Origin of the sequence: Streptomyces sp. NRRL WC-3742 (genome assembly GCF_000720635.1) — a bacterium.
Lineage (GTDB): Bacteria > Actinomycetota > Actinomycetes > Streptomycetales > Streptomycetaceae > Kitasatospora.
Genome location: NZ_JOCF01000060.1, coordinates 12,825 through 25,949 on the forward strand (window position 1 = coordinate 12,825; position 13,125 = coordinate 25,949).

At 73.8% G+C, this 13,125-nt stretch carries 13 protein-coding genes; 5 read left to right on the forward strand and 8 right to left on the reverse strand.

The genetic code is table 11. The features are described 5' to 3' along the window. Positions 1-31: 31 nt before the first annotated feature. On the forward strand, positions 32-2,305 hold the full coding sequence (locus IH61_RS0128665; RefSeq protein ID WP_031075046.1) for an ATP-binding cassette domain-containing protein: 2,274 nt from the start codon (positions 32-34) through the stop codon (positions 2,303-2,305). 19 nt (positions 2,306-2,324) lie between these two features. Here the strand turns inward: IH61_RS0128665 and IH61_RS0128670 are convergent, their stop codons facing one another. Continuing rightward, on the reverse strand, positions 2,325-3,227 hold the full coding sequence (locus IH61_RS0128670) for a hypothetical protein (protein WP_031075048.1): 903 nt from the start codon (positions 3,225-3,227) through the stop codon (positions 2,325-2,327). A gap of 91 nt (positions 3,228-3,318) precedes the next feature. Beyond that, entirely contained in the window at positions 3,319-3,897 is a 579-nt protein-coding gene (locus tag IH61_RS0128675; protein WP_031075050.1) for an NADPH-dependent FMN reductase, read from the reverse strand. A gap of 206 nt (positions 3,898-4,103) precedes the next feature. Here IH61_RS0128675 and IH61_RS0128680 point away from each other — a divergent pair, with 206 nt between their 5' ends. Then, a complete protein-coding gene (locus tag IH61_RS0128680) occupies positions 4,104-5,111 on the forward strand; it encodes an AraC family transcriptional regulator (RefSeq protein ID WP_051838207.1) in 1,008 nt (335 codons plus the stop codon). A gap of 124 nt (positions 5,112-5,235) precedes the next feature. After that, a complete protein-coding gene (locus IH61_RS0128685) occupies positions 5,236-5,952 on the forward strand; it encodes an alpha/beta fold hydrolase (RefSeq protein ID WP_051838210.1) in 717 nt (238 codons plus the stop codon). A gap of 10 nt (positions 5,953-5,962) precedes the next feature. On the opposite strand, the gene IH61_RS0128690 is transcribed toward IH61_RS0128685, so the two are convergent. Continuing rightward, positions 5,963-6,481: a GNAT family N-acetyltransferase gene (locus tag IH61_RS0128690; protein ID WP_031075057.1), complete on the reverse strand. Its 519-nt coding sequence runs from the start codon at positions 6,479-6,481 to the stop codon at positions 5,963-5,965. A gap of 53 nt (positions 6,482-6,534) precedes the next feature. Here IH61_RS0128690 and IH61_RS0128695 point away from each other — a divergent pair, with 53 nt between their 5' ends. Next, positions 6,535-7,152 carry a TetR/AcrR family transcriptional regulator gene (locus tag IH61_RS0128695; RefSeq protein WP_051838213.1) on the forward strand — a complete coding sequence of 206 codons (618 nt, stop codon included), beginning with the start codon at positions 6,535-6,537 and terminating at the stop codon, positions 7,150-7,152. Further along, positions 7,152-7,895, forward strand: coding sequence for a carbon-nitrogen hydrolase family protein (locus IH61_RS0128700; RefSeq protein WP_324607630.1), 744 nt, complete (start codon positions 7,152-7,154; stop codon positions 7,893-7,895). Before IH61_RS0128695 ends, IH61_RS0128700 begins: the two co-directional genes overlap by 1 nt. Before the next feature lie 70 nt (positions 7,896-7,965). Here the strand turns inward: IH61_RS0128700 and IH61_RS0128705 are convergent, their stop codons facing one another. The 5 genes from IH61_RS0128705 to IH61_RS0128725 are packed head-to-tail and all read right to left on the reverse strand — an operon-like array spanning position 7,966 to position 13,121. Next, complete coding sequence (locus tag IH61_RS0128705; RefSeq protein ID WP_031075063.1) at positions 7,966-8,688, reverse strand: type I-E CRISPR-associated protein Cas6/Cse3/CasE; 723 nt, start codon at positions 8,686-8,688, stop codon at positions 7,966-7,968. Next, positions 8,685-9,533 (reverse strand): type I-E CRISPR-associated protein Cas5/CasD, encoded by an 849-nt coding sequence (gene cas5e / locus IH61_RS0128710; protein ID WP_031075065.1) that lies wholly within the window; start codon positions 9,531-9,533, stop codon positions 8,685-8,687. The genes IH61_RS0128705 and cas5e overlap by 4 nt, the downstream gene beginning before the upstream one ends. Then, the gene (locus tag IH61_RS0128715) at positions 9,530-10,933 is read right to left on the reverse strand and encodes a type I-E CRISPR-associated protein Cas7/Cse4/CasC (protein ID WP_037973486.1); all 1,404 of its coding nucleotides are present in this window, start codon (positions 10,931-10,933) and stop codon (positions 9,530-9,532) included. Before IH61_RS0128715 ends, cas5e begins: the two co-directional genes overlap by 4 nt. Then, a complete protein-coding gene (gene casB / locus IH61_RS0128720) occupies positions 10,930-11,526 on the reverse strand; it encodes a type I-E CRISPR-associated protein Cse2/CasB (protein ID WP_063763290.1) in 597 nt (198 codons plus the stop codon). The genes IH61_RS0128715 and casB overlap by 4 nt, the downstream gene beginning before the upstream one ends. Continuing rightward, a complete protein-coding gene (locus tag IH61_RS0128725; RefSeq protein ID WP_078911464.1) occupies positions 11,523-13,121 on the reverse strand; it encodes a type I-E CRISPR-associated protein Cse1/CasA in 1,599 nt (532 codons plus the stop codon). Before IH61_RS0128725 ends, casB begins: the two co-directional genes overlap by 4 nt. Positions 13,122-13,125 lie beyond the last annotated feature (4 nt).

Sequence of the window (13,125 nt, forward strand, 5' to 3'; positions counted from 1 at the left end):
CGGACGACCGAACACCCAGCAAGGAGCACACGTGAGTACCGAGCACATCGAGGTGACCGGTGCGCGGGAGAACAACCTCAAGAACGTCTCGGTGCGCATCCCGAAGCGGTGCCTCACGGTCTTCACCGGTGTCTCCGGCTCCGGGAAGTCCTCCCTGGTGTTCGACACCGTCGCCGCCGAGGCGCAGCGCCAGCTGAACGAGACCTTCACCGCCTTCGTCCGCACCTTCCTCCCCGACCACGGCCGTCCGGAGATGGACTCGATCGAGAACATCTCCGCCGCCGTCGTCATCGACCAGAAGCGCCTGGGCGGCAACCCGCGGTCGACCGTCGGCACGGTGACCGACATCAACCCCCTGTTGCGGCTGCTGTTCTCCCGCGCGGGGGACCCGTCCGGCCTGCCGCCGGGCGCCTTCTCCTCCAACGACCCCCGGGGCATGTGCCCGACCTGCGAGGGCCTGGGCACCGTGGTCAGGCTCGACCTGGACGCCTTCCTCGACCGCTCCCGCTCGCTCCGTCAGGGTGCGCTGCTGCACCCCGACTTCTCCACCGACAGCTGGTACTGGCTGAGTTACGTCGAATCCGGACTCGTCGACCCGGACAAGCCGCTCGCCGAGTTCACCCCGGAGGAGTGGCAGCGGCTGCTGCACGGCGAACTGCCGCACAAGCTCCGGCTGGTGTGGCAGGGCAACACGCTGAACGTCACGTACGAGGGCCTGGCGGACAGGTTCACCCGGGTCTACATCAAGAAGGAGGACATGTCGGAGCGCAGCCGTCGGGTCTTCCTGCGGTACGTGCGCTCCGAGCCCTGCCGGGACTGCGAGGGCACCCGTCTCGCGCCCGCCGCCCGGGCCTGCCGCATCGCCGGGCACCACATCGCCGACCTGTCCGCGATGGAGGCCGACCGGCTGGCGGCCGTCCTGGCGGGCCTGGACGTGCCGCAGGTCAAACCCGTCCTGGACGACCTGCTGGCCCGGCTCGGGCACCTGGTCGACATCGGCCTCGGCTACCTGAGCCTGGACCGGGAGACCCGCACCCTCTCCGGCGGGGAGTCCCAGCGGATCAAGATGGTCCGTCACCTCTCCAGCAGCCTCACCGAGATGATGTACGTCTTCGACGAGCCCAGCGTCGGCCTCCACCCGCGGGACGTCCACCGGCTCAAGGACCTGCTGGTCGCCCTGCGGGACAAGGGCAACACCGTGCTGGTGGTCGAGCACGACCCGGACGTGATGGCCGTCGCCGACCACGTGGTGGACATGGGCCCCAAGGCCGGTGCCCTCGGCGGCGAGATCGTCTTCGAGGGCTCCTTCGCCGACCTCGCCCGGGCGGACACCCTCACCGGCACGTACCTGCGCCGCCGCCTGCCGCTGCGCACCGAGCCGCGTCGGCCCACCGGAACGCTCACCGTCGGCGGCGCCCGCAGCCACAACCTCAAGGACGTCACCGTCGACTTCCCGACCGGTGTGCTGACGGTGGTCACCGGCGTGGCCGGCTCCGGAAAGAGCTCGCTGGTCAACGACGAGTTCCTGAGCCGCCATCCGGACGCGATCGTGATCGACCAGTCCCCCGTCGCGGGCGGCCGCCGTTCCAACACCGCCACCTACACCGGGCTGCTGGACGCCGTCCGCAAGCTGTTCGCCACGGCCAACGGCGTCAGCGCCTCACTCTTCAGCGCCAACTCCAAAGGCGCCTGCCAGAACTGCCAGGGGCTCGGCGTGCTCTACACCGACCTCGCGTTCATGGCCGAGCTGAAGTCGGTCTGCGAGGTCTGCCAGGGCCGGCGGTACTCCCAGGACGTCCTCGGACACCGGCTGCGCGGCCGGTCGATCAGTGACGTGCTGGACATGACCGCGGCCGAGGCGGTGGAGTTCTTCGGCGAGCCGAAACCGCGTCGGATCCTGCGGGCGCTGAACGAGGTCGGCCTGGACTACGTCCGTCTCGGCCAGCCGCTCAGCTCCCTGTCCGGCGGGGAGTGCCAGCGGCTCAAGCTCGCCTCCGACCTGCACCGGGTGGGCAGCGTCTACGTGATGGACGAGCCCACCACGGGCCTGCACATGTCCGACACCCACCGGCTGCTCGGCATCGTCGAGCGGCTCGTCGACCAGGGCAACACGGTGATCGTCATCGAGCACAACCTCGACGTCATCCGCTCCGCCGACTGGATCATCGACCTCGGACCCGAGGGCGGCAGCGGCGGCGGCCGCGTCCTGTTCCAGGGCACCCCCGCCGATCTCCTGAAGGCCCCCGGTTCCTACACGGCCGAGTACCTCGCCCGGGACCTCGCCGACGCCCGCGGCGGCGGGTGACGGCCGACGGCGACCGGGTTCAGGGAGTCGCCGGGCCCTTGTCCAGGCTGACCCGCTCCGGGGCCGGGCCGCTCTCCAACTGGTCCGGATCCGGGTCCGGATCCGGGCCGGCGTCCTTGCGGAGGCGGTCCAGGAGGCGGGCGACGGTGTCGGTGCGCTCGCGCAGGCTCTCGACGTGCGCGGCGCGGGCGGGCTCGGCCGGCGGGTCGGCCGGTCGTACGGGGATGCCGTGCTGTTCGGCGGTGGCGATGAGGCTGTCGCCGACCTGGCCGACGACGACCAGGGTCGCGGCGGCGAACGTGCCCGCGTCCAGGGTGCGTTGGCGGCCGAGCATGCCGCGGTGGACGATCTGGGCGGGGACGGTCAGGGTGTCGAGCCGCTGGTCGACGGAGCCGCGTTCGAGGGCGGCGAGGACCACGGTGGCCAGGGCTTCGGCGGCCTTGGTGACGGCCCACTTGCGGCCCGGCACAGGAGGGAGGAACTCGCGTATGCGGTCCACCTCCTGCTCCAGCGCGGTGGTGGTCAGCACCTCGAAGGCGTTGCGAGTGCGGATCTCGAGGACCTTGGCCCACTCGATCTCCTCGCCGTCGAAGCCGACCTTCTCCGGCCCCAGGTGCACGGCCCCGAGGCCGTCCAGCAGCCCGAGGAGCCTGTGCACCACGGCGGGCGTGCGCGGGTGGCGGCCGATCAGCGTGCCCGTCGACAGCTTCCACGGCTCGACGGCCGGCACCGGCGGCGGCGCCACGGAGGTCAGCGCCGTACGCGCCCACTGCCCGTCGGCGACCGCCCGGCCGCCCCGGACCACCGCCTGACGCCCGGCCACGCCCCACTGCGCGGCCGTCCCGACCAGACGGCCCAGCCGCTCCGAACGCTCCGACCGCTCCGACCGCTCCGACCGCTCCAACTGGTCACCCGGACCCATGCGATCCACCCCCGTTTCGAGACGAAACGGCCATGGTAGACGGGGCGGAGGCGGGTGACGGCCCGCCCCCGCCCCGTCGGACTCGTGCCGGTCAGCCCTGGGTGCGGGCGGCCGTGATCTTGTCCTTCAGGGCCACGAGGAGGTCCTGGAGGAGCCCGGCGGTGATCTCGTCGGTCAGGTTGCCCTCGGCGTCGAAGCGCTCGTGCGAGCGGAAGACGATGACCTCGGGCTTGACCACGACGTCGGTGTGCGTCCAGACGAACACCTGCCGCAGCGCGAGCTGCGCCCGGACGGAGCCCATGTTGGTCGGGGCGGCGCCCAGGATGGCGGTGGGCTTGCGCTGCAGCGGCAGGCCCTCGGCCTTGGTCCAGTCGGTGCTGACCCAGTCGATCGCGTTCTTCAGGACGCCGGGGACGGAGTAGTTGAACTCCGGCGTGGCGATCAGCAGGCCGTCGGCCGCGGTGATGCGGTCGCGCAGGTCCTGCACCACGGCCGGCCGGGCCTCGGGGGTGTCCAGGTCGAAGTCGTACGGCGGGATCTCCCGCAGGCCCTCGTAGACCTCGATCTCCAGGCCGCCCGGGTTGAGCTTGCGGGCGGCGTGCAGCAGCGCGGTGTTGTGCGAGTTCGCGCGCAGGCTGCCGGAGATGGCGAGGATCTTCATATCGGTCATGGCTGGTCCCTTTCCCAGGATCGGTGGGGCACCCACCGGCCCCCGGCCTCGACCGTAGGGGCGCCGGGCAGGGGCGGCGGGAGGCCGTACGCGTCAGCGGGGGGACGATCGGCGCCAGGGGGGACCGTTCGCGCCGGAAAGGGGGCCGTTCGCGACCGACGGGCGCCAGGGCCTTGATTTCCGACGTTCGATTAGACTCGCGCGCTGTGCACAGAGACACCGTTCCCGCCCACCTGGTGCGGCTCGTCCGCGACAGCGCGCTCCGGCTGGGGATCACCCCGCAGGAGATCGCGCTGGTCACCGGGCTGGAACCGGGCGCTCTCACCGACGACCTGGCACGGGTCCCCACCGCCGCGATCAACCGGATCTGGGAGCTGATCTTCGTTCAGGGCGGGGAGGGCGTGGGCCTCCTGGTCGCCGGGAACGTCCCGCTGGGCCGCCTGCACGCCTGGGACTACCTGGTCACCACCGCGCCGACGGTGGCCGAGGGCCTGCGGGAGGGGGCGCGGCTGATCAGCGCGCTGACCGACCCGGCCGTCTCCCTCGACGTGGTGGAGGACGGCCGGCAGCTCACCCTCAACTACAACGGGCTCTCCTTCCAGGAGGGCGTCGACCGCGAGATCAGCGTGTTCGCCCTGGCCACCCTCCTGCAGCGGATGCGGGGCGTCGGCGGCGCCGCGGCCGGCCCGGTCAGGGTCGCGTTCGCCCACCCGGCACCGCCGCGCCACCGCCACCTGATCGACGGCTTCGGCACCGCCCGCATCGACTTCGACCAGCCCACCAACTCCGTCGTCCTGCTCGACGCCGGGCGGGAAGCCCCGTCCGCGGACCCGGAACTGGCCCGCATCATGCGGCGCTACGTCGAGATGGGCCTGGCCGCCGCCCGGCCCGCCCCCGGCTGGCGCGACACCTTCCGCGCCGTCCTCGCCGAAGCCCTGGCCGACGACCTGCTCTCCCTCGAACGCGTCGCCGGCCGCCTCGCCGTCAGCCCCCGCACCCTGCAGCGCCGGCTCAGCGACCACGGCACCACCTGGCGCGAGGAGATCGACGCCGTCCGCCACGAACAGGCCGCCCACCTGCTGCGCGACACCCGCCTCCCCGTCCAGTCCATCGCCGCCCGCCTCGGCTACGCCGACCCCCGGGCCCTGCGCCGCGCCTTCCAGCGTTGGACGGGCCACACCCCGGACACGTACCGGAAGTCGGCGGTGCTCTGACCGCCCTGGGCACCCCGGGTGGCGCGAGAGGTCCCCCTGTTGACGCCTCGGGCCATCGCCCCGCCTCCGGGCCGGGCCTAGCGTGGCCGCAACGGCGCCGCCCAGGACCCTCGGAGGAAGTGCCATGACCACGTTCGTTCTCGTCCCCGGCTCGTTCCGCGGCGGCTGGTGGTACGAACCGCTCGCCGGTGAGCTGCGCCTGCACGGCCATCAGGTGCACACGCTGACCCTCACCGGGCTCGGCTCCCGGCGCCACCTGGCGGCCGCGCCCGTCAACCTGGACACCCACGTCCAGGACGTGCTGTCGCTCCTGGAGGCGGAGGACCTCCGGGACGCGGTGCTGGTGGGCCACGGCTACGGCGGGATGCCCATCACCGGCGCGGCCGACCGGGCGCCGGAGCGGGTCGACACCCTGGTCTACCTGGACGCCCTCGTCCCCGGCGACGGGGACTCGGCGTGGAGCCTCGGCCCCGAGACGCGGCAGCTCCTCGCCCGTGTCGGAGCCGACGGCCACACCCTCACCCCGCCGCCCGAACTGCGGGCCGACCCCCGGATCACCCCGCACCCGCTGGCCTCCCACCTCCAGCGGCTCCGCCTCACCGGCGGCGGCCTCGGCGGGGTGCGGCGGCGGGACTACATCCACCTGGCCGCGTCCCCGAACCTCCCCCTGCGCGACCGGCTCTCCCGGGACCCGGGGTGGACGGTGCACGAGCTGTCCGCCGGGCACGACGTCGTGTCCGAGGCCCCGGACGACCTTCTGGACGTCCTCCTCGCCATCGGCGACCCGCCCCGCCCGGTGGGCCGCCGCTGCGAACGCTGGTCCCGCGCCCTGGCCGGGTAGCAGGACGGGCTCAGAACCGCAGGTCCATCCGCTGCTCGAGGGTGTCCAGCCCGAACTTGTGCACCGGACGGGAGACGGTGAGCGCGAAACCCGCCTTGGCGTAGAGGTGGTGGGCGGCCTCGAGGCCCGCGATCGTCCAGAGCAGCACCCCCTCGTACGCCCGTGCGCGGGCCTCGTCCAGGGCCACCTCCAGCATCCGCCGCCCCAACCCCCGCCCCCGGGCCGCCGGATCCAGCAGCACCCACCGCAACTGCCCCCACCCCGGCCGCTCCTGCGCCCGGACCAGCCCGGTGGCGCCCACCACCCGGCCGTCGAGCTCGGCGACCCACAGCTGCCCGGGCGCCGCACTGCCCTCGGCGGCCCGGGCCAGGACCAACTCGGCCACTCCGGCCGCGACATACGCCTCCATGGTGGCGTCCATGCCGTACTCCCGGGTGTAGAGGACACCGTGCAGAGCGGCCACGGCCCCCAGATCGCCGGGCCGGTCGGCCTCGCGGACGGTCGCGACTCCGGGTGCGGTGGTGGCCATGGCAGCGATCCCCTCGTTACTGAAACACTCGTTTCAGTGCCACGATAGACCACGTGCCCACCCCAGCCAACGCGCCGTCCCGCCCGTCCGCACGCCGCGAGGACCTCCTCGCCGCAACCGTCCGCTACGTCGCCGAGCACAACGTCTCCGACCTCTCCCTTCGCCCCCTGGCGGCCTCCATCGGCACCAGCCCGCGCGTACTCCTCTACCTCTTCGGCTCCAAGGAGGACCTGGTCCGCGAGGTGCTCGCCGTCGGCCGCACCGAACAGCTCGCCCTCCTGGAACGCTCCGAGGCCGAGGGCGGCACCCCCCGCGAAACCCTCGAACTCCTCTGGCACTGGCTGACCGCCCCCGAACACCGCGGCGCCCTGCGCCTCTTCTTCGAGGGCTACGTCCGCGCCTTCGCCCACGCCGAACCCTGGCTGGACTTCGGCACCGCCTCCCTGAACGAGTGGCTCCCACCCCTCACCCGCGTCCTCGCCGGCACCCCCGCCAACCCCACCGTCGTCCTCGCCGTCCTCCGGGGCCTCCTGCTGGACCTCCTCGCCACCGACGACGAGCCGAGCGCCCGGCGCGTCCACGCCGCCTGGCGGGACTTCCTGGACACTGCCCTGGGCCAGGCTGTGTCTTTCGGCTCACGCCCTGGACCCTATGGTGGACGGGCGGGATGATGGCGGGCGTGATCATTGCAGCTGCGCAGTTCGCCCCGCTGGCCGGGGAGATAAAGACCAACGTCCGTACGGTGTCCGGGCTGATTCGCCAGGCCGGGGCCGAGGGCGCGCGCGTCGTCGTCTTTCCCGAGCTGGCCCTCACCGGCTACGAGCCGACCCTCGTCGGCGCGACGCCGGACTCCTGGCTCGGCGAGGCGGACGCCCGGCTCGAGCCCATACGGGAGGCGTGCCGCGAGACGGGGGCGGTGGCCGTCGTCAACGGGCCGGTGCTCAGGACGGAGGGCAGGCCGGGCGTCACCTCGCTGGTGATCGGAGCGGACGGCGAACTGCTCGCCCGCTACGACAAGACGCACCTGTACGGCGTCGAGGCCGAGGTCTTCGAACCCGGCAGTGCCGACGGGCGGTTCACCGTCGACGGCGTCCGGTTCGCGCTCGCCACCTGCTACGACAACCGCTTCCCCGACATCGCCGAACGGGCCGCCGCGGACGGCTGCACCGTCTATCTGGCGAGCTCGGCGCTGGACGCCGACAACGACTCGTTCGAGGAGGTGTACCCGGTGCGGGCCCGGGAGTTCGGGCTGTACGTGGTCCTGGCCGACCTCGTCGGCCTCAGCGAGGCGGGCCCGTGCGTCGGCCGCAGCGGCGGGTGGGGCCCGGACGGCGAGCGGATCGCCGACGCGGGCCCCGACCGGGAGGGCTTCGCCCTCGTCGAGGTACCGGTCCCGGTCGACCCGCTGCCGTAGACCGCCAGGCGCGGGGCAGGGGTATCGGGCAGGGGTGACGGGGCAGGGGTGGCGCCGCCCGCTGGCCCCGCTACCCCTGCCCCGGGCCGCCCGGCCGGACGAGCAGCAGGCCGCAGCCGTACGCGCGGGCGGAGCCGAGGCCGTCGGTCAGGGTGCGGTGGAGCGCCTCGGGGTCTGTCACCGCCAGGTGGCCCCGCACCTCGGAGCGGGTGATCTTCAGGCCCGCGTGGTGGCGGCTCGTCACCGGCGGCAGCATGCGGACGGCGAGCGAGCGGGGGTCGATCTCGGCCCCGAGGAGGCGCACCCCGCTGTCGGCCGTCGGGCCCGGTGCGTCGACGGTCGGCTGGGAGCGCTTCATCAGCCAGTCGCGGACCTGGTCGGGCCGGACGGCCGGGTGCTTCGGGGAGCGCCTCGCCCCGGGCCGGCCGTCGGGGCGGGAGGTCAGTGCGCTCAGGACCGTACGGAAGGTGAACCCGTCACCCTTGCACAGGGGTTGGTCGACGCCGATGGTCTCGATCCTGCGGGTGAACGCCTCCCGGGGGATGAAGGACCAGTCCGGGGTGACCTTGGACTGCACGACCAGGAGCAGGGTGTCGGACCTGAGGTCCACGCTCCACGTCGACAGGATGCCCATCTGCGCGCGAGGGTCCCGCTCGCCGTCCTCCACCCAGCCGCGGAAGCCGCCCATCACCAGGCGGTGCATGTCCTGGGCGTCGAGCAGGCTCCGGGCCGCGAGGGGGTGCCGGGCGTCCAGGGCGAGGATGCTGTGGCAGGTGATCAGTCGGGCCGTCATGGGATCAGGTCCTCCCAGCCGATGGCGGGGTCCGGGTCGGGGGTGAGGCGGGTGCGGGTCTCCCAGCGGGCCGCGTGCATGCGGTGCTCGGGGTCGAAGGTGACGGGCTGGTCGGTGGTCCGGCTCGCGCCGGCGGTGCCCGGCGGGACCTCGCACCAGAACCAGGGCGCCCTCGCGGTGGCGTTGGGCAGCAGGGCCGTGGACCGCAGGACGGTCTCCAGCCGGCCGGGGTGCACCCCGGCGGCGACGGTCCCGGAGGGCGGGCAGGACTTCCGCCCGAGCCAGAGCAGCCTTCTCGGCTGCTCCAGGGCGTCGGCGATCCGCTCCAGCAGGTCGCGGTCCCGGCTCTCGAAGCCCGTGACGAAGGCGGCGTCCGCCAGGTACCAGCGGTAGGTCTGCATCGGGTCGCGGCGCAGGTTCCCGGCGGCGAGGGCCCCGGTTCGCTCGTCCGGCGCGATCTCCTTCGGCGAGCCGTACCAGGAGGCGAGGGCGGTGCGGGCGGCGGCGCCGAAGACGGGGCCGCGCTCGCCGTCGAGGTGGACGGCTGCCGCCTCGGCGCGCCTGTGGTCGGTGATCAGGTCGCGCGGCCGCAGCGGCATCGGGCCGCCGCCGACGACCTGGTAGTCGTGGACGGGGCTGCCGGGGCGGTCCGCCCGTACGGCGAACCGCAGCGCGGCGAGGCGGCCGATGTCGTCGGCGCGGTCGAGGCCGAGGGCGGCGGCGACCATCCCGACGCACCCCGACTTGGACGGGCGCAACTGGGTGTCGCGCCGCTCGAAGTGCGAGGCGGTGCCCCAGGACTGGAGGGGCGCCGCGAGCCGGGCGAGGAGGACGGACTCCGTCACGGTCGGGTCAGCTCCTCGACGGAGTGGACCTCGCGGCCGGGCAGGCCGCCGTCCTGCGCCTCCTCGCCGAGCAGGCGCTCGACCGCGAGGTCGTAGGTGAGGAGGCGGGCGGGGCTGATGTCCTCGCGCTTGCGCAGGACGAGGGCGTGCTGGGCGAGGAGGCGGCGGGTGGCCTCCAGGGAGGCCGGGCCGTCCTCCTCCTCGAAGACGGCGTTCTCGAAGGCCAGGCCGTAGTTGAACGGGCGCTTGCCGTCGAAGGCCATGACGAGCTTCGGGAGGGAGCCGGTGGAGGCGGTGGTGTTGGTCTTGGCCCTCGGCTGGGAGTTGACGAAGGCGTCGACCACCTCCAGTTCGGCGGCGGCCGCCGCGGCCTCGATCCGCTCGGCCGGCATCCCGGCGGCCCTCAGGTTGGCGCGCAGCTTGTGGCGGTCCAGGACGGCGTGGCGGTAGAAGGTGCCGGAGACCAGCGACTGGTAGCCGGTCATGCCCGCGCCTGAGTCCTCGGCGGCGTCCAGGTGGTCGAGGGCGCTGGTGCGGGCGCGGTTGCGGCGGTCGAGCTTGGCGTCGTCGGCGGCGGAGTAGAAGTCGTCGATGTGCTCGGCGGGTTGGACGGTGAAGGCGTGGGCGGTCTGGACGGCGCCGTCCACGTTCGGGGACTCGGCGATCTCGGCGAGGAAGCGGCCGTAGAGGGCGATGTCGATCGCGTCGCCGGGGGCCAGGGCCGTGAGGACGGCGGCGCGCAGGTCCTTCGGCAGGACGGGCAGCTTCTCGTCCCCGGCCTCGCCGCCGCTCTCCTGGGGCTCCTCCACGGGCACCCGCCCCTCCTTGCGGTCCTTGGCCTGGGCGCGGCGCTTGGCGGCGGCCAGCGCCTTCCGCTCCGCCGCGGCCTCCTGCGCGGCCACGTACCCGGCGCTCCACTCGGCGACGGCGGCGCGCTGCTCGAGGAGCTTCCCGGCGAGGACCTCGCCGGCGGTCTCGGGGGCGAACAGCAGCACCTTGGTGAGGTCGGCGGTGTTGGGCTTGTCGCCGAACTTCAGCCCGATGCCGCTCAGTACGGCCTTGGCGGTGGCCAGGGCGGTCCCCTTCTCCCAGCCCCCGGCCTCCAGTGCGGTGGCGGTGATCTTCGCCCACTCCCGGGTGCGCAGCCCCATGGTGTAGCCGGCCAGGGGGCCGTCGCCCGCGTTGGCGCGGTTGCGGGAGTAGGTGCGCTCCGCGCGGCGGCGGGCCTGGGAGGTGATCATCGTACGGAGGTCGCCGCCGAGGCTGATCGACTTGGGCATGCCGTTCTCGTCGCGCACCGGCAGGACGGCGACCATGGTCTCCAGGAGGTGCAGGGAGAGGTACTGCGCGTCGGTGAGGGTGGCGGCCGGGGTGGTCGACGGCTCTGCGGTGCTGGTCACTTGCTGTCTCCGTGGATCGAGGCGTGGGCCGGGCCGTGGCTCGGGCCGTGGGTCGGGCCGTAGGTCGGCGTGTAGAAGGAGCGGGCCCACCGGTACTGGACCGGCCGCCCCCTGCCGGACCAGCCGGCGAGGTCCTCGGTGAGCACCGCCCAGGACGGGGGGACGGTGTCGCAGGACCTGGCCCGCTCGACCACGTGCTGGAGGTGGCGCCACGGGACCCTGCGGGAGGCGACGACGCGGTCCAGCAGCCGCACCGCACCGGGGTTGGCCTGCCCGCGCCCCGCCCCCGTGCCGATGCGGCCGAGGGCGGCCCCGACGTCCCCCGAGCCCGGGGACGGCTCCTGCCGTCCGGCGTGGTAGCGGGCGAAGAGGAAGGCGACGTGCTCGAAGACCGGCTCGGCCTCCTCGGAGGGCGCGTACCTCGCGGCGACGCAGCGGGCCCGCGTCACGGCGGCCGGGCGGCGCAGGTCGGCCAACTGCCCGTACTCCCGGGCGCGGACGAGGCCGCAGAGCCAGGCGGTGAGCTGCTTACCGGGGGCGGTCACCGAGGCGGGGACGGGGGCGGGCACGGGGGTGAACGCGGGAACGGTCAAGGGGCGGTCTCCTTCAGCGGGTTGGGCGCGTCGCGGTGGTTCAGGGCGTCCCGGAGCCGCTTCACGGCCAGCGTGTGCGCCCTCAGCTCCCGGCCGGTGAGGCGGAGGCTGTCCAGCCTGGCCTTCAGGGCCTCCGTGGCGAGCGCCCTGATCTCGGCCCCGTACCGGTGCAGCGCCTCCGCGACCGGGTGGCCGTCGGCGACGGCGTCGAGCAGGGCGTGGAACTCGGGTCCGGCTCCCGCCCACATCTCGGGCTCGCCGTTGAAGCGGGCCAACTGGGCCGGTTTGTCGGCCGGTTTGGGGTTCGCGTAGACGGACTCGCAGGCGGTGACGGCGGCGGCCCGCAGCGCGCCGGCCGCGTACTCGGCCACGGCCGAGCCCTGTTCGCTCGCCTGCCGCAGGCCCGCCTCACGCCCGGGGACGAACGGGAAGCGGTCGTCCACCCAGGCGATCGGCCGGCCCTTGTCCGCCAGCAGGCCGACCGCCCACAGCTCCGGACGGTCGCGGCGCAGCAGGGCGAGGCGCCCGTACAGGTCGTTGCCCTTGACGCGTTCGGCGATGGCGGCGTACAGCGCGTGCGACTCGCGCCACAGCTCCCGGGACGCCTGGGGCTTGAGCGTCACCGGCTTTCCGGCGCGGATGACCAGGACCTCGTCCTGGCGGTGGACGTCGGGGAGTTCGGCGAGCGTCTCCCCCGGACCGACGAGGACCCGGTCGACTCCCGGTGCGCCGTCCGGCATGGCCGCCGGGCGCAGGGCGATCGAGCGGCCGAGGACGGTGTGGAGGTCGGCGGGGCCGTCGGGCCTGCGGGTCTCGTGGGCGCCGGTACGGCGGAACGGTCGGCGCTCGCGGTCTCCCCAGGTCAGGTTGAGCGTGCCCGGTTCCCCGTCCCAGGGGGCGAGGTTGAGCCGCAGGGTGTCGCCGAGGGTGGGGCCGAGAGCGAGGACCCGGATGCGCGAACCCAGACGGCAGGTGGAGAGGTTGGTGAACGGCGCGGGCAGGCCCATCTCCTTGGCCTGGATACGGGCGCGGCGGCCCTGGCCGAAGGTGTGCTGCGTGAGCAGGGCGCGCCAGGCGGCGTCGGCCGGGAGGGGTTCGGCGTGGTGGAGGTGACGGTGGTCGAAGTGCTGGTTGTAGTCGCCGGCCTGTTCGATCACCAGTTGGGCCGGCCCGGCGCCGAAGGCGTCCAGGTGCCTGCGCAGGGCGGCGTTCTGGCCCAGCGGGCGCTCGGGGTCGAACAGGTCCCACACGCCGTCGTGTTCGGCGAGCCAGTCCGCGGCGCGGGTGAGCGGTTCGCGTTCCTCCACCCGGGCCAGCCACTCGCCGGACGTCTCCGGGTGGCAGTCGGCGGCGTAGAGCACGCCGAGCAGCCATTCGATCACCGCGACGGTCTCCCCCGGGGTCCGCCCGTGCACGGCGGCGATCCGGTCGGCGTCGCGCAGCGCGCGGACGGCGGAGACCTTGGCGAGGCCCGTCCGGTCCGGCCCTCCGTCGGTCGCCCGCTCGCCGTCGGTTGCCCGCTCACCGCCGGCCGCCCGCTGACCGTCGATTGTCAGTACCGGGATACATGCTTGGCGGCGTGGATCGAATCGCATGTCC